The sequence below is a fragment of the Peptococcaceae bacterium genome (assembly GCA_024655825.1).
Lineage (GTDB): Bacteria > Bacillota > Peptococcia > DRI-13 > PHAD01 > JANLFJ01.
The window spans coordinates 1-18,836 of sequence record JANLFJ010000051.1; the positions used below are offsets into that span (position 1 = coordinate 1).

Below are 18,836 nucleotides of genomic sequence, written 5' to 3' on the forward strand. Positions count from 1 at the left end.
ATCGAGGGGTCCCAGGAAGGGTTCGTTTACTGCCTGACCTGGTCCTACTCTACAGTTGACCAGTCAAAAGCTGAACTGTACCGGCTCGCCTCCGCCTACAAGGCTTATCCGTCTTGCAGATCGCCCGGCAGACCTACCATAATCCCAGGTCCGTTGATGCTTACCTTAGGGTCTTTGACTCTGTGCTTATCTTACATCTTTACGGACTTTCTCCCAAACTGATGGCCAGCGTCCTCGGTCGTGGGGAGTCCCTAATTCATGAATACCTGGATCTTATCGCTGCACACCTCAAGGACGTTAACACCATGCGCGATCACCTTCGCAAACGAGGTGTAGAATTGCCTGCTAATATATTCAAATAGCGGTTGACTCGGTATAAATAATGCAAAGAAAAAATTATTCATAAAAAGTTTTATAAAACTGAAGCCCGGGCAATTTTCCCGGGCCGTAATTTTTTAAACTAACTGAAGTCTTCACTGGTCAGCGGGCGTAGGTGGTGGAAGGCACGCGATTCCTCAAGCAGTTCCCGCGGGGGCTTTGCATAGGTGAACCGGCGGCTGACCACCAGTCCTGTTGTCCGGCGCAGGTTTGCCAGCATCGTCGCATAGTTCCATAGCGCGGCGTTCCCGTCGATAATGGGGGCCCCGTCGCAGGATGTGATGCCGCGCCGGAAAGCGAACTCATTGAGCACCCCTTCCCCCGGGATGATTACATCCGCTCCTTCCGCAATAACCTGGCGGCAAGCCTGGAGAAACGATTCCTCAACGGCGCGCGCCGCCTGCTCGTCACCTTCCATTGCGTATTCGGTGATCGGCGGGTCCATGGAAATGATGGAAGACATCCGTTCTGAAAGACCGTATTCGTCGACGCTGTCGAGGAGGTGATCCCGTATTGGAGGGCATATGGTCACCACCCCGAACTTTTTACCCAAAGAGCAGGCAATAAGCATGGAGGTCTCCGTGATGCCGACTACCGGGATGTCCACCAGGGAACGGGCTAACCTCAGTCCTGGGTCATAGTAGCACCCAATCGCCATGGCGTCAAATCCCTCGCGTTCCGCCGCAAGAGCTGCCTCGCAGATCAGGCGCTCGCAAAGGAACTCAATATACGGGAACTGTGACGCGTCGGTGGGCGCCCTTGTACCGTAAACCCCAACCGGCATACCGTGCGGGACAACGGTTGTATCCGGGCTCAACACCTTTGCGGCGTGCTCAGAAAGGTTGCGGCGGTATTGCGGCAGCCTGCTGAGGTCTGTTATGCTCTGGTGCCAGATGCGCATTATTAAAACCCCTCTCCTTATTTTTGCGGCACTTAAAAATGTTCATATAATTAAATATAACAATAAATATTGACTGGCGCAATAGCTTTGAGACTTTCTGAGCATAAACAGGGATCACGCGCCTGGCCCGTCAAATCATTGGGTACTTTTCATGATCATAATAACCCAGGCAGGACCAGCAAACCGATAGAGGTAATGATAAACCAGAACAGCCAGATAAACGCCATGAACCCCCATACTTCCTTCAGTTTCATGCCAACCAGCGACAGCGCGGGGATAACGTAGAGCGGCTGGATCAGGTTTGTTGCTTCGTCTCCGTAGACAAAAGCGTTTATTACCGGGGCTAAGTCGGCGCCTAAGGTTTTTGCCGCTTCCATCAGCACCGGCCCCTGGACGATCCACTGGCCGCCTTGGGAGGGGATGAAAAGATTGACGATGGATGCGGAGAAATACGACCAGAAGGGCAGCGTTTCCACGGTGGCGATGTTGACCAGGGCGTCCGCCATAACCTTGCCTAGGCCGGAACCGGACATGATTCCCATGATTCCCCCGTAAAAGGGAAACTGCATCATGACCTCGGTGGCTGCTTTCATCATGTCTTTAAATGCTTCCACGAATTTTCTGGGCGTGTTGTAAAGAAAGGTGTTCAGCGTCAGGAAAATGAAGATCACGAAGTTGAAGTTGAGCGAGGGTATAAATCCCTTGGTAACAAAAGAATGAACAATGGTGACGAGACCGGCGATTCCAATGATATACATCAGGATGGTGCTTTCATTCATTCTGTCAGCCAGCGTCCTGACGGTTTCTTCGCCGGTTTCCGCAGCGGCTGCCGGTTCCTGGACACCGCCTTCGTACATCACTATTTCGTTTTCCGGCGGCTTGGTAAACACGCCGATTAAAATGGTTACGCCGGCCAGGATGAAGAACAGCACCGTATTGACCGGGTTATAAACGGATATGTCCTGGGTGATGACGCCGATCGATTTTTCCAGGAAATGCCCCCGGGGTGGCGATCAAGGCGTATACCGAAGCGCTCGGGCACCAGCACTGGCCTAAAATCATGGTTGAATAGCCGGCGGCGATCATGAGCGGGAAATGCAGCCCTTTGACATACCTCGACAGCTGCATGGCGAAAATCGGAGTTAAGATGGCGGAAAACGCCCAGTTGACCAGGCTGGAAAGAAATCCGAACAGCAGCAGGCAGACCATGGCTACTGCTGACGATTTTGGAAGCTGCGATATTCTGATCAACTGCCTTTTAATGAAGGGCGACTTGGCGGCGGCGCCGCAGCAGATGACCATGAAGGACATCTGGAAGGCGAAGGCGATCATGTCCCAGAGTCCTTTATACCAGTTTAAAACCAGGCTTAAAGGCCCTGAGTTGGTGAAAATCAAGCCCAGCACAAAAACAATCAGCGTCAGGATAACACAAAAGACAAAAGATTCCGGGATGATCCTGTCGGCGGCAAATTTGAACTTCTTGGAAAGCCTCCACAACATTTTTGTTTAACCTCCTTTTTTAAATATAAACCTTTATAAAGCGTTTTAAAATCTCAACAATAGTACTTTGAAGCCTTCAACTGGTGGATGAGTTTTTTCACGTAAGTTTTTTTGAGTTCGTTAATGTCGGCAGTTGTGTAATCATAGAAGCCTTTTCCGGTTTTTATCCCCAATTCACCCCTTTCGACCTTGTTTCTCAGCAGCGGGTTGGCGCACCGGGAATTATCCATTACGCTTAAGAGATTGTCTCCGACGGCGCACCAGATGTCCAGGCCGCCGTAATCGGCGATCTCCAGCTGGCCCATGACCGCGTACCTGAAGGCCGGCCCGAATTTCAGGGCGCGGTCTATGTCTTCGGGCGACGCTGCTCCCATTTGAATCAGCGAAAAGACTTCCCTGGCCACTCCCTGTTGGATCCGGTTGGCGACAAGGCCGGGGATGTCTTTTAACACCTTGACCACCTGCTTTTCAATGGAGATGAACAGTTTTTCCACTTCCGCGTATATTTCTTCGGGCATGTTGCCGAAAAATGAAAGCTCGACTATCGGCATTATGTGAGGAGGATTGTAAAAGTGGTTGATAATCATTCGTTTTTTTCGTTCGTCTGATACCTTAGCCATCATCTCATCAAGCCTCAAACTTGAGGTGTTGCTTGCCAGGACAGCGGGTGGTGGACAAAGGCCGTCTAAGGTTTCAAACAAGTCCTGCTTGATTTTTATGTCCTCAAATACCGCCTCGATCACATAATCGCGGTCTTCTACCGCCGGTTTGAGGTCTGGGAAAAGATTGATCCTGTTGAGTGTTGTTTCGATTTCCTGTGGTTTTATTAAGCCTTCCTCCGCGAGAATTCCCAGTTCCCCTTTAATTTCCTCCTTGACTGTGCTCAGCCTGTTTGGATCGACTTCGTATACATTAACGTCATAACCATACATGGCGAAGGCTCCGGCCAGGCTGTGTCCCATGGTTCCCGCTCCGATGACGGCTATCTTTTTGATCATTTTTCGCTCACCTTTCTGAGATTTAATATTTCCCTGGCTTCGTTCGGCGTGGCCACATCTTTGCCCGCCTCTTTGATAAGCCTGGCTGCTCTTTCTACAAATTCGGAATTAGACCTGGCGAGGACTCCTTTGGCATAAAACACGTTGTCTTCCATGCCAACTCTTACATGGCCGTCCATGGCAATAGCGGCGTACATGATGGGCAGGTGCCCTTTACCGATGCCAAAGGCGGACCAGGTGGCATCTTTGGGGATCAGACTTTTCAAAAACACCAAATTTTCGACCGAGGCGCCTATTCCCCCGGCGGCGCCCAATACAAACTGGTAGTGGGGAGGGGTTTTGATAACCCCTTTGTTGATGTAATAAAAAGAGTTGTAGATCATGCCCGCATCAAATATTTCAATTTCCGGTTTAATGCCGTTTTCAATCATCGTTTGCCCTAGAACTTCCAAAAATTTAGGGTGGTTTATAAACAGGCTGTTATGCATCCAGTTCATTGAGCCTGCGTCGTATGATGCCAGTTCCGGCTTTACTGCGATCAAATGGGCCATCCTCGTCTCATCGGTAGCGTTCAGGTCTCCCGAGGTGGTCAAATTGATGACGATATCGCATTTTTCCCTGATCAGACCCACTGTTTCGATGAATTTTTCTTTGTCCATCGAACCGTTCCCATCGTCGTCCCTCATGTGAAGGTGGGCTATGGCAGCGCCGGCCTGCCAGCACTCGTAAACATCCGCTGCGATTTCGCGCGGGGTCAAAGGTATGTTCGGGTTATCCTTTTTGGTAGGCCATGCCCCGGTAGGCGCCACGGTTATAATTGTTTTACTCATTGTCTTCCTCCATCTGGCATATTTCAGTTTTATGCATTGCAATTCTCATGCCGGGATAATTTTCAGATTTTACGGTCGTTTTAGGAGAGGGGTGATGAAAAATATCATCGACCGGGTAAAAAAATCCGGGGGAACACTTTTGGATTTCCCCCGGCCCAACAGATGAATATTTTCATCACCGCGATGAATAATATCATCGCGTGGTCTTTATTCCCAGCTTTTTGGCTTTTTTCACGATGGTTGACTGGTCGATTTTTAAGATTTTTGCCGCTTCTCTTGTGCTTCCGTATTGAGAGAGGACCTTTTCAATTATTTTTCTTTCGGTGTTTTCGACCAGGCCCTTCAAACCGGCCTCTTTGAGCAGGTAATCGGAGAGCCCGTTGCTGTCGGAATCTAGAATATTGGCGAGCTTTTCTTCGTCGATCGGTCCTTCCATTTCGGAGATTACGACCATTCTTTCGATGACGTTTTGCAGTTCCCTGACGTTGCCCGGCCAGTTGTAGCTTCTTAATATTTCTATCCCTGTCCTGCTGATGTACAGGGCCTTGCCGTACTTTTTATTGAATACGTTTACAAAGTGGATGGCCAGTGGTTCAATGTCCTCGGGCCTGGAACGGAGAGGAGAAATATGAATGGGGAACACGTTTAACCTGTAATAAAGGTCTTCCCTGAACTTTCCCGCTTTTACGAGCTCCCGCAAATCACGGTTTGTTGCGGATATGATCCTGACATCCAGTTCTATGGGTGTGGTCCCGCCGATTCGTGTTACTTCCTTGTGCTGGATTATTCGCAAAAGCTTTGACTGGAGGTCCAGCGGCAGGTCGCCAATTTCGTCAAGTAGGATGGTTCCTTTGTGGGCAAGTTCGAACAACCCCGCCTTGCCCGCAGCGTTTGCGCCGGTAAAGGCGCCTTTCTCGTAGCCGAACAGTTCCGCTTCGAGCAGGTTGGCGGGTATCGCGGCGCAGTTGACTTTGATGAAGGCGCCGTTTTTTCTGCTGCTGCTGGCATAAATCTCGTTGGCGACGACTTCTTTCCCCACGCCCGTTTCTCCGGTGATTAATACGGTCACGTCAACGCCGGCCACCTGTTTGATGAGCCTGGTCACATTCTCAATTTCCTGGCTTTTACCGATTATGCTTCCCTTTCCCAACTGCAGTTTTCTCAAATGCTCGATTTCTTGCCTGCTCTTTCTTTCGTCTTCTTCAACCGCTTTAAGTTTTTCCTGCGACGCTTCCAGCTCAGCCCTCATTTCCAGCAGGTCGGTCATTTCCCTGTTGCTGATCACAACCTTTTTCACGTTCCCGTGTTCATCGAAAATGGGGCTGCCGGTGATCAGCATCTTTTGACCGTTGACCAGGCTTATTCCAACGGAATTAACCCGTTTTTTATGCTTGATCACTTCCATAGTGACGGCGTTCTTGTATAACTTGCCCTCTTCCTCTATTTCCTTGACGTTCCTGCCGATGATCTGGTCGGGCCTGATCCCGGTTATTCTGGTGTAAGCCTTGTTGATATAAAGTGTTTTACCGGTCCCGTCGGAAATGTACAACCCGTCATAAAGGTGGTTGCCGATTTCCCTGAAGTCAAAGTCGTTTTCTTTATACTGTTTGAACTCCGTTAAGACCCTGGCCAGATTCTCTTTTGTGTCCTCCATTGTCAGCTCCTGGAAGTTTCGGCTCGCAAGCCTGTTGATGAAATCTTCCAGGAAAGAGACGGCGTCAAAACCTTCGTCTTTAAGCATAACATCACCTTATTACCCTTTCCTGCGCTCTTTCATTCACATCACCAGCGGACGTCTGCAATCAGAAATGTTTTTGTGGTAGCTCTGCAGGGATTTCACTTCTTCTTTATCCCAAGGAACGTCTTTATAGGCCGCGATGCCTTTTACGCTGGCCCTGGCCGCGGCGATGGTGGTTATATAAGGTATTTTGTATTTGATGGCAGCCTTGCGGATATAGGAATCGTCGTACTGGCTGTTCTTGCCTGCGGGTGTATTGATTACCAGCTGGATTTCTTTGTTCATTATGCCGTCAACGATATTGGGACGCCCTTCGTACAGTTTCTTGATCTCCTCTGATTCGACCCCGTTGTTTTTCAGGTAACGGTGAGTCCCGCCCGTCGCTTTCAGCCGGAAACCGAGCCTGGCAAATTCTCTGGCCACTTCCAGCACGGCGGGCTTATCCCGGTCGGCCACGCTGATCAGCACGGTGCCCGAGGTGGGCAGCGGCACCTGGGTCGCTTCCTGCGCCTTGAAAAAAGCCAGCCCGAATGTGTCCGCGATTCCGAGAACCTCGCCGGTGGAGCGCATCTCCGGTCCCAGGACGGGGTCGACTTCCTGGAACATGTTGAAGGGGAATACGGCTTCCTTCACGCCAAAATGGGGGATTTTTTGGGGAACAAGACCAGCGGCGGCAATTTTTTTGCCTGTTTCGGCCGAGACCATTATTTCGGTGGCGATGCGGGCCATAGAAATATTGCAGACCTTCGATACCAGCGGCACGGTCCGTGATGCGCGCGGGTTCGCCTCCAGGACGTAGACGCGGTCGTTCGAAATGGCGTACTGCATGTTCATAAGCCCGGATACTTTCAATTCCCTGGCGATTCTTTTGGTGTATTCGTTTATCGTTTTGAGGTGTTTTTCATGGATGCTGGTCGGCGGTATCACGCAGGCCGAGTCCCCGGAATGAATGCCCGCCAGTTCGATGTGTTCCATCACGGCCGGCACAAACGCGTCGGTGCCGTCGGCGATGGCGTCCGCTTCAACCTCAATGGCGTTATCCAGGAACTTATCGATCAGGATCGGCCTTTCGGGAGTGACGCCGGCAGCGGCCTCGATGTACTCCCTGAGCATTTCTTCGTCGTAAACGACTTCCATTCCCCGGCCTCCCAGAACATAGGAGGGTCTGACCATCAGCGGGTAGCCGATCCGGCCGGCGATCTGTTTTGCTTCCTCGATATTGCTTGCCATGCCGGATTCGGGCATGGGTATGCCGAGCTTTTCCATAACCTGGCGGAACCTGCCCCGGTCTTCGGCCAAATCGATCGTTTCCGGCGTGGTGCCCAGAATTTTAACCCCGGCCTTTTCCAGTTCCGCGGCGATATTCAGGGGGGTTTGGCCCCCGAACTGGACGATCACCCCGCAGGGCTTTTCTTTTTCGTAAATGCTTAAGACGTCTTCCACGGTGAGCGGCTCAAAATAGAGCTTGTCGGATGTGTCGTAGTCGGTGGAGACCGTTTCCGGGTTGCAGTTGACCATGATCGTCTCAAAGCCCAGGTCGCGCAGGGCAAAGGCCGCATGCACGCAGCAGTAGTCGAACTCGATGCCCTGGCCGATGCGGTTAGGACCTCCGCCCAGCACCATAACCTTTTTTCTGCTGCTGGCAGAAGTCGAATCCGGGGCGTTGTAAGTTGAATAGTAATAGGCCGCGTTTTCCACGCCGCTTACCGGTACGGCTTCCCAGCCCTCCACAACTCCCAGGGCGGTCCGGCGGTTCCTGATCTCTTCCTCCGGGACTTCCAGGAGCATGGCCAAGTAACGGTCGGCAAAGCCGTCCTTCTTGGCGCGGGCGAGCAGGTCGTCCGGCAGATGCCCCCCCTTGTGCCGGAGTATCTCCTCCTCGAGCAAGACCAGCTCTTTCATCTGCTGGATGAACCAGGGCTTGATGTGGGTAAGCCTGTAGAGTTCTTCAATACCCGCCCCCTTGCGCAGGGCTTCGTACATGATGAACTGGCGTTCGCTTGAGGGCTCGGTTAACATGGACATCAGTTCGGCCAGCGGGCGCTGGTTGAAGTCTTTGGCAAACCCCAGCCCGTAGCGGCCGTTTTCCAGGGAGCGAATGGCCTTTTGAAAGGCTTCCTTGTAAGTTTTGCCTATGCTCATTACTTCCCCGACGGCCTTCATCTGTGTCCCCAGTTTGTCCTGAGCTCCCTTGAATTTTTCGAAGGTCCAGCGCGCGAACTTGATGACCACGTAGTCCCCGGAGGGCGTGTATTTGTCCAGTGTCCCGTCTCTCCAGTAAGGGATTTCATCAAGGGTCAGGCCGGCCGCCAGCATTGTCGAGACCATGGCGATCGGGAAACCCGTGGCCTTGGAAGCCAGGGCGGAGGAGCGGGAAGTCCTGGGGTTTATCTCGATGACGACAACGCGGCCGGTCTTGGGGTCGTGGGCGAACTGGATATTTGTGCCGCCGATCACCTGGATGGCTTCGACGATTTTATACGAGTATTCCTGCAGCCGCCTCTGCAGCTCGGGGCTGATGGTCAGCATAGGCGCCGCGCAAAAGGAGTCGCCCGTGTGAACCCCCATGGCGTCTATGTTCTCGATAAAACAGACCGTGATCATCTGGTTTTTGGAATCGCGGACGACTTCAAGCTCCAGTTCCTCCCATCCCAGCACCGATTCCTCCACGAGTATTTGCCCAACCATGCTGGCCATGATGCCCCGGCTGGCCACGGTCCGCAGTTCTTCGACATTGTAAACCAGGCCGCCGCCGGTGCCTCCAAGGGTATAAGCGGGACGGATGACCACGGGGAATCCGAGTTCCAGGGCTATTTTTTCCGCCTCTTCAACGCTGAACGCCGGTTTGCTGCGCGGCATCTCGATACCAAGCCGTTTCATTGTTTCCTTGAATGCGATCCGGTCTTCGCCGCGTTCTATGGCCTCCACCTGAACCCCGATCACCTTTACCCCGTATTTTTCCAGGACCCCCTGTTTGGCCAGCTCCGCGCAGAGATTCAGGCCCGACTGGCCGCCGAGGTTGGGCAGCAGAGCGTCAGGCCGTTCTTTGGCGATGATCGCCGCCACCCTTTTGGCGTTAAGGGGTTCAATATACGTCACATCCGCCATTTCGGGATCGGTCATGATGGTGGCGGGGTTGGAATTTACCAGCACAATTTTATAACCCAGCTTGCGGAGGGCTTTGCAGGCCTGGGTTCCCGAATAATCGAACTCGCAGGCCTGTCCGATGATAATGGGCCCGGAGCCGATTATTAAAATCTTGCTGATGTCGTCGCGTTTCGGCATGATTTTTTTTGCACCTCGTTTGTCGTGGTTTATATTCTCATCCATTATATAATAATTGTGATGCCGGATAAAGCCCTATGCCGGCAGGCGCCGCGGCGGCCTGCTATTGCCTTGCCGCAAACTCGTTGAGCCTGGCCAGCAAATCCGGGTTGCTTTCAAAAAATGAGACGAGGGTTTCTATTCTTTTCAGCGCTTCCGGAGAGATGCTGTGTTCAATCAACTCGGCGTTCATCAGCAGGTCCTCCTTTACGCCTATTATGCTCAAAAACCTTTCTACCGTCAGGTGGCGTTCATAGAGGAACTTGCCGAGCTTTTCGCCCTCTTTGGTCAGCTGAATGATTCCGTATTTCCGGTAGCGGATGAAACCCAGCAGGTGCAGTTTTTGCGCCATTTTAGTGGCGGAGGAGGCCTGCACGTTCAACGATTCCGACAGCGTGTTGATTCGCGTGTAGCCTTCGGCGGCGCTGTTGCGGTAGATCATCTCCAGATAATCCTCCATGCTGCGGGTGAGGGTTTTTTGTTGTTTATCTATGATTTCATAGCCGCGGAATGTATGAAAGTCCCGGTTTTTTGTCAATTCAATCACACCGGATCCAGCGTTTTATACAATCATATGCGTAACACCGCCTGGGAATAATCATATATTGCAGGTAGATAACAATTTTTCCCGCGGCTAAATATCGTGTTCGCAGCCGAAAGAAGGGAAGTTAACAAGAACCGGCACAAACGCTGGAGGAGGAGATATTTTGAACGACTTGGATGTTACCGTCAAGACGGGACTGGCCGTCAAGAAAACCGGGAGCGAAACGAAAGCCGGCTCCAGGGGGCTGCTGGGCTACTTGGGGCCGGCGTTTATTGTCAGCGTGGCCTACATGGACCCTGGAAATATAGGCACGAATATAAGCGGCGGGTCGCGGTTCGCCTACGACCTGCTGTGGGTCATACTCTGGAGCAACCTGATAGCCATTTTTGTCCAGACGCTATCGGCCAAACTGGGCATCGCCACGGGCAAAAGCCTGCCTGAACACTGCGGCAGGTCTTTTCCCAGGGCTGTCAACTGGGGCCTGTGGTTCGCCGCGGTGGTCGCAGCCATGGCTACCGACCTTGCCGAGTTTTTAGGCGGCGTTCTGGGTTTCGGCTTGCTTTTCGGCCTCCCCGTTGCCTGGTCCGCTTTGCTGACAGGCGCGGTCACCTTTGGCATCTGCCATATCCAAAAATACGGGCAGTTGATTGTGGAACGGGTTATTACGGCAATGGTGGCGGTCATCAGCATTGCTTACATCTGGGAGCTTTTTATTTCCAAGCCTGCCTGGAATCAGGTGGCTTACCACCTGGCTGTGCCGCACCTGACCCCGGACAGCGCGCTCGTGGCCGCCGGCATGCTGGGAGCCACGGTGATGCCGCACGTGATTTATCTTCACTCGCACCTGGTCCAGTCGCGAAGAACGAAAGACAGCCGGCACTGCCTGCACCATTACAAAATGGTGAAGATTGAGGTCTTCCTGGCTATGAATATGGCCTTTATCGTAAACGCGGCCATGGTGATCGTTTCGGCGGCCGTGTTCAACGGGAACGGCCTGGAAGTGGACAGCATCGAATCGGCTTACCTGACCTTAAAGCCGCTGCTCGGCGAAATGGCGGCCGGGGCGTTCGGCCTGGCGCTCCTGGCTTCCGGCCTGTCCTCGTCTGCCGTGGGAACCATGGCGGGAGAAGTCATCCTTAACGGGTTCATCGGTTTTGATCTTCCCGCCGGCCTTCGCCGTTTGATCGTGATGCTGCCCGGCCTGGCCTTTCTTTTATCGGGCGTAAATCCCATGACGGCCCTGGTGGTCAGCCAGGTTGTTCTGAGTTTCGCCCTGCCGGCAGCCGTAATACCGCTGGTGTTGATAACGGGCAAGCAGGAGATCATGGGCGCGTTCAAAAACACGGGAGTGATAAATACTGCGGGCTGGCTGATTGCCGGCGCAATCATCGCTTTCAATGCCGCGCTTCTTTATTTGACCCTGGCTGGTTAAAGCCGGTTGCCAGGACTTAACACCCCTTTTCTAAGGATAATTTAAGCATTCTCGTGTACAATTGTCGCTGCGGCAAGAAAAATGATTGCCAAACCCCTTGAGGTGATCTAATATTATTAAAAGTACCGGGATAATAACAGTTCAATAGTTTCACTGTGTTTTCGGATAAAACAAATTAAAAATTGGAGATGGGGGATAATAAAGGGATGGCTTTGAACAAAACGAACCAAAAGGTCTTGCTTTTGGTGCTGCTGGTGGTTTTGGGGATTGCGGCGGTTATCGGCGCTAAAACTTACGCTCAAAAAGACGTTGTGGCCAGGGTGAACGGGGAAAGCATCAGCAAGGACGAACTGTACGAGTTCATGGTTAAACAAAACGGGCGGCAGGCCTTGGAAATGTTGATTTCCCAGAAAATAATCGACCTGGAGGCCAAGAAACAAAACATCGAGGTGAGCGGGGCCGATATAGAAAATGAACTGGAAAGACTGTACGAGTATTACGGGGGAAAAGAGTCCTTCAACCAGGCGATGGAAATGAACGGTTATTCCCTGGACGACATCAAAGAGGAGCTCGCGGTGAACGTAAAGGTGAAAAAGCTGCTTGAACCGCGCATTTCCATCTCGGAGGAGGATATAAAGAGTTATTTTGAGCAAAACAAGGATATGTTCGAGGAAAAAGAGCAGGTGAAGGCCCGCCATATTCTGGTGAAGAGCGAAGAAACGGCCAAGGAAGTGGAAAAGAAGCTGGCCGCAGGGGAGGATTTCGCCGAACTGGCCAAGACATATTCAACGGACAGCGCTACGAAAGACCGGGGAGGAGAACTGGGATATTTCGGGAAAGGGTCAATGGTCAAAGAATTTGAACAGGCTGCATTCTCAATGAAAACCGGTGAAATCAGCGCACCGGTCAAATCCGAATACGGGTACCACATCATTGAAGTGGAAGACAGAAAAGAAGCAAAGGAAGCCAGCCTCGAAGAGAACAGGGACGAAATAAGAAACATCCTGCTTGAGCAGAAAATGCAGGACGAATACAGCGCCTGGATACAGGAGCGGTACAGCGAATATAAAATAGAAAATTTGCTGGCCAAGACCAGCGCTTAGCGACCGGCTGGCAAAGGGGTGCTGCGGTGAAAGCGGCACCCGGTTTTTTGTTGACGCGTAAACAGTGATGGAGATGAAAACCGATGGTTAAGCTTATCAGGTTTTTAAAACCCTACAGGTTCCAGGTGGCCGCCGTCCTGGTACTCGTCTTTTTCCAGTCGCTTTCTCAGCTGTACCTGCCCACCCTGATGGCGGACATTGTCGACAGGGGTATCGTCAAAGGGGATACTGTCTACATTGTGAAGGTCGGCGCGTTCATGCTGGTCGTTGCCGCAGGAGGAGCCGCCTGCACGATAGCGGCAGGCTTTTTGTCGTCAAAAACAGCGGCAGGTTTCTGCCGGAGCCTGCGCAGCAAGGTTTTCTCGCGGGTGGAGAGCTATTCGCTTCATGAGTTCGACAGGATAGGAACGGCCTCCCTGATTACGAGGACGACGAACGACATAACCCAGATCCAGCACGTCCTGATAATGGCCCTGCGCGTGATGGTCAGCGCGCCGCTCATGTGCGCCGGCGGCCTGATCATGGCGGTGTCGAAGGATGCCGGGCTGTCGCTGATAATTGCGGTCGCCATGCCCGTTCTTGTTGCCGCCAGTCTCCTGATTGCCAGGAAGAGCATGCCGCTCTTTAAAGCGATGCAGATGAAGCTCGACAAACTGAACCTGGTTTTGCGCGAAGGTCTGACCGGCATCAGGGTGATCCGTGCCTTTAACCGCGCAGAATACGAAAAAAGACGTTTCAGCGAGGCTAACCTTGACCTTGCCCGCACCGCGACCAGGGCCAACCAGATGATGGCGGCCTTGATGCCGTCAATGATGCTGGTGATGAACTTTACGACCATCGCCATAATATGGTTCGGCGGGCTCAGGATTGAAAACAATGAGCTGCAGGTGGGCACCCTGATGGCCTTTGTCCAGTACGTTATGCAGATCATGTTTTCGCTGTTGATGGTGTCCATGATGTTTATTATGATCCCGAGGGCTTCGGTTTCCGCGGCCCGGATAAACCAGGTGCTGGAAACAACCCCTGAAATACGGGACAGCGGGCCGTATGCCAAGCAAAGCGGCGGCCCGAAAGGGACAGTCGAGTTCAGGAATGTCACTTTCAGCTATCCGGGCGCCGAACGGCCCGCGCTCCAGGACATTTCCTTCAGGGCGGGCCCGGGCGAGGTGACGGCCATTATCGGCGGGACCGGTTCGGGCAAATCTACGCTGGTAAACCTGATCCCGCGCTTCTACGATATTGACAAGGGCAGCATTCTTGTCGACGGTGTGGATATACGGGAAATGCCGCAGGAGGTTCTCAGGGCAAAAATAGGTTATGTTCCCCAGAAAACCGTTCTCTTCAACGGCACAATCGCCGATAACATCCGTTACGGCAAGGAAGAAGCCTCCAGCGAAGAAATCAGGCGCGCGGCCGAAGTCGCCCAGGCCGCGGAGTTCATCGACACCCTGGAGGATGGTTTTGCCCATGTCGTTGCCCAGGGCGGCGCCAACGTCTCAGGCGGGCAAAAGCAAAGGCTTTCCATAGCCCGCGCTCTGGTCAGGAAACCGGAGATCTACATTTTCGACGACAGCTTTTCATCACTTGATTTTAGGACCGAGGCCAGGCTCCGTGCGGCCCTGGCCAGGGAAACGGCCGGCTCGACCGTGCTTATCGTTGCCCAGAGGGTCAGCACGGTAATGAACGCGGACCGGATCATCGTCCTGGACGGCGGCAAAATCGCGGGCACCGGTACTCACGGGGAACTCATGCACACCTGTGCAATATACCGCGAGATAGCCTCCTCACAGCTTGCAGGGGTGGAAACGGCATGAATGAAGAACGCAAGGCATCCTGGCCGGGCTCCAGGCGGGGCGCAGGGCCCATGCGAGGGCATTTCCCGGGGCTGCCGGCGGAAAAAGCGAAGGATTTTAAAGGCACGTCAAAAAGGCTGCTGGCCTACCTGAAACCACACCGGCTGCAGCTTTATACCGTATTTTTAACGGCGGTCCTGGGGACAGCTTTCAGCATCCTCAGCCCGAAGGTCATGGGCAAGGCCACGACCAAGATGTTTGCCGGCGTGATGATGAAACTGCAGGGAGTACCGGGAGCGAGGATAGATTTCGATTACATTTCAAAAATACTCTTGACCCTGGCCGGCCTGTATTTGCTGAGCGCTGTTTTCGGTTACATCCAGCAGTATATAATGGCGGGAGTCGCCCAAAAGATTATTTTCGATATGCGCAGCGACGTTAACGACAAACTTTCCCGTTTGCCCTTGCGGTTTTTTGATTCGCACACGCACGGCGAAATATTGAGCCGGGTGACCAACGATATAGACAATATCAGCACCACCCTGCAGCAGAGCATTACCCAGCTTATCACGGCTGCGGTGACGCTTGCCGGCATAGTGACAATGATGCTGTCGATCAGCCCGCTGATGACGCTCATAACCGCCGTGACACTGCCGCTGTCATTCATTATGACGGCCGTTGTCGCCAGGCGTTCCCAGCGGTACTTTGCGGCCCAGCAGAAAGCACTGGGCGAACTGAACGGGCATGTGGAGGAAATGTACGGCGGTCACATGGTTGTAAAGGCTTTCGGGCACGAGAAAAGGTCCGTCGAAAAATTTGACGCCATAAACGAGAAGCTTTACGATGCCGGTTGGAGAGCGCAGTTCATTTCGGGTATAATTATGCCGGTTTTGGACTTTATCAACAATACCGGTTATGTTTTCATCTGCGTCGCCGGCGCCATATTTGTGGCCGGCGGCAGGATTGTAATCGGCGATATGCAGGCTTTTATCCAGTATTCCAGGCGGTTTACGCAGCCGGTAATACAAACGGCCAACATCGCGAACGTTCTCCAGTCGACTGTGGCTTCCGCCGAACGCGTTTTTGAGCTTGTGGATGAAGATGAAGAGATGCCGGATGATGAGAGGGCGGGAAAAATCGAATCTCCAGAAGGCGAGATTGAATTCCGTAATGTCAGGTTCAGTTACCGGGTAGGAGTTCCCCTGATTGAAAACATGAGTTTTAATGTAAAAAAAGGCCAGACGGCAGCCATTGTCGGGCCGACCGGCGCGGGTAAAACTACGCTGGTGAACCTGTTGATGCGGTTTTATGAAATAAACGGCGGCAGGATCACCATCGACGGGGTTGATATAAGAGAAATAAAGCGGGAAAACCTGCGCGGCATTTTCGGCATGGTTCTCCAGGACACCTGGCTTTTTAACGGGACGGTGAGAGAAAATATCGCTTACGGCCGTGAAGGCGCCTCCTTTGAGGAAATCGTCCGGGCGGCGAGAGCGGCTTATGCCGACCATTTTATCAGAACCCTGCCTGATGGCTACAACACCATTATCAATGAGGAAGCGTCCAATATTTCGCAGGGGCAAAAACAGCTCCTGACCATTGCCCGGGCTTTCCTGGCCGCGCCGGCTGTGCTTATTCTTGATGAGGCTACCAGCAGCGTCGATACGAGGACCGAAACCCTCATCCAAAAAGCGATGGCTTCGCTGATGAAAGGGAGGACGAGTTTTGTAATTGCCCACAGGCTGTCCACGATCCGGGAGGCTGATTTGATTCTCGTCATGAACACCGGAAGCGTCATCGAAAAAGGTACCCACAGGGAACTCCTGGCCAAAGGCGGTTTTTACGCCGAACTTTACAACAGCCAGTTTGCCGCTTTGCCCGGCGAAACGGCATCGTAAAAAAACGGCGGGTATGCATAAATTGTACAGCGCGGAGAATAATAAACCTGAAAACCAAAGAAAGGGGAATAAACGCGTGTACAATCAGATCCAGCAAGCGCATCAGGTGCTCAATTCAATCGAACAGATTGCTTTTCAAATGAGGCAATCGGAGAGCAGCAACAGGCAGCTTTTAAGCCAGCTCGAACAAAAGGAGTCCATGGCTGAACAGAAACTGGCCCAGATCCAGCAGCTCTGCCGCGAATGCAGCCAGGTGCTGCAGGGTGTGGCCGGGACCCAGGCGGGATTCCAGCCCCAGTACCAGGCAGGGTACCGGGCGACAACCGGTTTCACGGGCTATGCCGGCCAGCCGGGCGTGACGACAGGGATCAACCTGAGCACGCCCAGCCTGCCGACCAGCACGCCGTTTGCGAGCGTAGCCACCATGAGCCCGGAGACCTACAGCGCTGCCACGGCCAGGCTCGGCGGCTTTGGCACAAGTCCCGTCAATATCGGCCAGCAGGCCGGGATCGCCGGTCAGAGACCTATGCTGACCTGAATTTGACTTTTCCTGTTTTTCAGGTTCCCAGGAGACCGGGGACGGTTTTAGGCAAGAGCCGGAACCGTCCCTTTTTTGGCGCGCCGGTTACGGGAATGAATTTCTCCGCCCCATATATTTCACCAAGTGCGACCAGGATTTCCATAGCCAGTTTTTGGAGGTCTTTGATTTTTTTTGTCGAATAAAAATTAAAAATGTTTTGGAAAAATCGAGGAGAAATTATGGGCAAAATTTTGAAAAAGCTGGGCGTTTTTCTTATCGCGGCAATACTGGTCGCTGCCTTGCCGTCGTGCGCCGGTCGGTCCTCGCCGGCTGTACAGCCCTCACCCGTATCGCCGGTTCCTGCCGAAAGACCTGCGCCGGATAATTCCCCAAATCCTTCCCCGCCGGCGTTGCCGCAGGGGAAGGCCAGACAGGCCGGCCTTGAAGAGACCTACGAAAGGGCCGTGCTGTCCGGACCGCCGGGAAAATTGAGGTTGTCCCAGGTGGCGTTTGCCTACGGCGACCTGGAAAACATTAACAATAAAGGAGATACCGCTCATTCCATCAAGGTGTTGGAACGGTTTCCTTACCTGGTGTGCGCCGAACCCGGTCGCCTTTCGCCCGCTGATAAAATCGTTTCCGATGCCCTTAAGGAAAAGGCAAAGATTTTCGGCTATGTCTACCTGGACGACAGATCGCCTGTCAGCCTGCCCAAGGTAAAGCAAGAAATTGACAGCATCGCCGCGCAGGGCTGGTACGGTGTGTTCATCGACCAGTTCGGCTACGATTTCGGGGTGACCAGGGACGTGCAGAACGAGGTGGTCGAATACGCTCACGGCAAAAACCTCAAGTGTTTTGTCAACGCCTGGTCTATTGACGACGCCTTCGGCAGGGAGGTCGACCCGGTGCATAACCCTGACGGCCGGCCGTCGAGCCTGGGGAAAGACGACTGGTACCTGATGGAAAGCTTCATGATGAACAACGGGGGATTCCTTGCGGACTGCGGAGAGATGATGCTGAAATACCGCAAAGGGCAGTACTACAAACAGACCCTGGGGATTAAGATAGCCTGCCTTACCTATAAGCGAAAGACGGTTTCATGGGCTAATGCCGGTTCCGACATCAGGCGCTCTTATTTGCTGGCCCTTGCCTTGGGCTTTGACGGCTGGTGGTTCAGCGACAGGCTGGAAGACGAGGCCTTTTTCTACGGCCAGGACCCGGGGATTAACCTTGGAGACAGGCTTTTAAAGCAGCTTGAAAAAGTGGAAAACAATTGCTTCCTGGCGGAAACGGACAGTTTTTATATCCTCTTTAACGGGAGCAAATACCCGCCCCTCCGCTACATCGTATATGACAAGAACAGGAAGAAGCAAACTGATCCGCCGGGTTGATTCAAGCAGCCGGGGTTTAAAAAGGATTCATAAAGGAGGCTTGCCGTAATGCAGCCTCCTACAATTTTGCGTTTAACCACCTTTTCACCCCGGTAAAATGAAATATTAATTGGCTAAATGATATTTACATAGATAACAATAGATGGTATATTAATTCTATAATTAATTATATAGATAAAATATAGATGAGGTGAAATTTAAAAATTCAGATAAAACAAAAGATTTGTTTATTGTGATGTGCCGGGTGTTGTATAAATTTTTATGAAATTATTTCCTTGCTTTTCTGGAATTATGGCCCTGGAAAGGAGGCGGTGCTTATGAGATGAGGGACCCCTTTGGCGGAGTTTTATGCGTTTTAAAACGATTTAAAAAAAGTTAAAGGGGGTAAATTCATGTCGCAACCTGGTATAGGTACACAGCCTGAAGAAAAAATCACGCGGTACATGTGGATGGTCCTGTTTGTCGCCTTGTGCGGGTACATTTTTG

At 52.4% G+C, this 18,836-nt stretch carries 15 protein-coding genes; 7 read left to right on the forward strand and 8 right to left on the reverse strand.

What is annotated here, in order from left to right:
• A partial coding sequence (locus NUV48_14145) for a hypothetical protein (GenBank protein MCR4443271.1) occupies positions 1-222 on the forward strand: 222 nt, incomplete at its 5' end.
• Between the two features lie 238 nt (positions 223-460).
• Here the strand turns inward: NUV48_14145 and NUV48_14150 are convergent.
• The 8 genes from NUV48_14150 to NUV48_14185 form a co-directional block, all read right to left on the reverse strand.
• On the reverse strand, positions 461-1,279 hold the full coding sequence (locus NUV48_14150) for an aspartate/glutamate racemase family protein (GenBank protein ID MCR4443272.1): 819 nt from the start codon (positions 1,277-1,279) through the stop codon (positions 461-463).
• A 155-nt stretch (positions 1,280-1,434) separates the two neighbouring features.
• Entirely contained in the window at positions 1,435-2,211 is a 777-nt protein-coding gene (locus NUV48_14155) for a TIGR00366 family protein (protein MCR4443273.1), read from the reverse strand.
• A 13-nt stretch (positions 2,212-2,224) separates the two neighbouring features.
• Positions 2,225-2,779 (reverse strand): TIGR00366 family protein, encoded by a 555-nt coding sequence (locus tag NUV48_14160; GenBank protein ID MCR4443274.1) that lies wholly within the window; start codon positions 2,777-2,779, stop codon positions 2,225-2,227.
• Positions 2,780-2,832: 53 nt separating this feature from the next.
• The gene (locus NUV48_14165) at positions 2,833-3,777 is read right to left on the reverse strand and encodes a 3-hydroxyacyl-CoA dehydrogenase NAD-binding domain-containing protein (protein MCR4443275.1); all 945 of its coding nucleotides are present in this window, start codon (positions 3,775-3,777) and stop codon (positions 2,833-2,835) included.
• On the reverse strand, positions 3,774-4,607 hold the full coding sequence (locus NUV48_14170; GenBank protein MCR4443276.1) for a 3-keto-5-aminohexanoate cleavage protein: 834 nt from the start codon (positions 4,605-4,607) through the stop codon (positions 3,774-3,776). Before NUV48_14170 ends, NUV48_14165 begins: the two co-directional genes overlap by 4 nt.
• Positions 4,608-4,800: 193 nt before the next feature.
• On the reverse strand, positions 4,801-6,348 hold the full coding sequence (locus NUV48_14175) for a sigma 54-interacting transcriptional regulator (protein ID MCR4443277.1): 1,548 nt from the start codon (positions 6,346-6,348) through the stop codon (positions 4,801-4,803).
• Between the two features lie 36 nt (positions 6,349-6,384).
• The gene (carB, locus tag NUV48_14180) at positions 6,385-9,630 is read right to left on the reverse strand and encodes a carbamoyl-phosphate synthase large subunit (protein ID MCR4443278.1); all 3,246 of its coding nucleotides are present in this window, start codon (positions 9,628-9,630) and stop codon (positions 6,385-6,387) included.
• 103 nt (positions 9,631-9,733) lie between these two features.
• Positions 9,734-10,216, reverse strand: coding sequence for a DtxR family transcriptional regulator (locus NUV48_14185; protein ID MCR4443279.1), 483 nt, complete (start codon positions 10,214-10,216; stop codon positions 9,734-9,736).
• 160 nt (positions 10,217-10,376) lie between these two features.
• On the opposite strand from NUV48_14185, the gene NUV48_14190 reads away from it, so the two are divergent.
• The 6 genes from NUV48_14190 to NUV48_14215 all read left to right on the forward strand — a co-directional run bounded on the left by NUV48_14190 (position 10,377) and on the right by NUV48_14215 (position 18,350).
• Complete coding sequence (locus tag NUV48_14190) at positions 10,377-11,645, forward strand: Nramp family divalent metal transporter (GenBank protein ID MCR4443280.1); 1,269 nt, start codon at positions 10,377-10,379, stop codon at positions 11,643-11,645.
• 206 nt (positions 11,646-11,851) lie between these two features.
• Positions 11,852-12,748 (forward strand): peptidylprolyl isomerase, encoded by an 897-nt coding sequence (locus NUV48_14195; protein ID MCR4443281.1) that lies wholly within the window; start codon positions 11,852-11,854, stop codon positions 12,746-12,748.
• An 83-nt stretch (positions 12,749-12,831) separates the two neighbouring features.
• Complete coding sequence (locus NUV48_14200) at positions 12,832-14,562, forward strand: ABC transporter ATP-binding protein/permease (GenBank protein ID MCR4443282.1); 1,731 nt, start codon at positions 12,832-12,834, stop codon at positions 14,560-14,562.
• 50 nt (positions 14,563-14,612) lie between these two features.
• Positions 14,613-16,439 (forward strand): ABC transporter ATP-binding protein/permease, encoded by a 1,827-nt coding sequence (locus tag NUV48_14205; protein ID MCR4443283.1) that lies wholly within the window; start codon positions 14,613-14,615, stop codon positions 16,437-16,439.
• Positions 16,440-16,515: 76 nt separating this feature from the next.
• On the forward strand, positions 16,516-16,977 hold the full coding sequence (locus tag NUV48_14210; protein ID MCR4443284.1) for a hypothetical protein: 462 nt from the start codon (positions 16,516-16,518) through the stop codon (positions 16,975-16,977).
• Between the two features lie 221 nt (positions 16,978-17,198).
• Positions 17,199-18,350 carry a hypothetical protein gene (locus NUV48_14215; GenBank protein ID MCR4443285.1) on the forward strand — a complete coding sequence of 384 codons (1,152 nt, stop codon included), beginning with the start codon at positions 17,199-17,201 and terminating at the stop codon, positions 18,348-18,350.
• Positions 18,351-18,836 lie beyond the last annotated feature (486 nt).

Excerpts from the sequence above, each read along its gene's own strand:
- NUV48_14175 (MCR4443277.1), bottom strand. The coding sequence starts at position 6,348 with ATGCTTAAAGACGAAGGTTTTGACGCCGTCTCTTTCCTGGAAGATTTC.
- NUV48_14160 (MCR4443274.1), bottom strand. The coding sequence starts at position 2,779 with ATGTTGTGGAGGCTTTCCAAGAAGTTCAAATTTGCCGCCGACAGGATC.
- NUV48_14215 (MCR4443285.1), top strand. The coding sequence starts at position 17,199 with ATGGGCAAAATTTTGAAAAAGCTGGGCGTTTTTCTTATCGCGGCAATA.
- NUV48_14170 (MCR4443276.1), bottom strand. The coding sequence starts at position 4,607 with ATGAGTAAAACAATTATAACCGTGGCGCCTACCGGGGCATGGCCTACC.
- NUV48_14195 (MCR4443281.1), top strand. The coding sequence starts at position 11,852 with ATGGCTTTGAACAAAACGAACCAAAAGGTCTTGCTTTTGGTGCTGCTG.
- carB (MCR4443278.1), bottom strand. The coding sequence starts at position 9,630 with ATGCCGAAACGCGACGACATCAGCAAGATTTTAATAATCGGCTCCGGG.
- NUV48_14165 (MCR4443275.1), bottom strand. The coding sequence starts at position 3,777 with ATGATCAAAAAGATAGCCGTCATCGGAGCGGGAACCATGGGACACAGC.
- NUV48_14205 (MCR4443283.1), top strand. The coding sequence starts at position 14,613 with ATGCGAGGGCATTTCCCGGGGCTGCCGGCGGAAAAAGCGAAGGATTTT.
- NUV48_14200 (MCR4443282.1), top strand. The coding sequence starts at position 12,832 with ATGGTTAAGCTTATCAGGTTTTTAAAACCCTACAGGTTCCAGGTGGCC.
- NUV48_14150 (MCR4443272.1), bottom strand. The coding sequence starts at position 1,279 with ATGCGCATCTGGCACCAGAGCATAACAGACCTCAGCAGGCTGCCGCAA.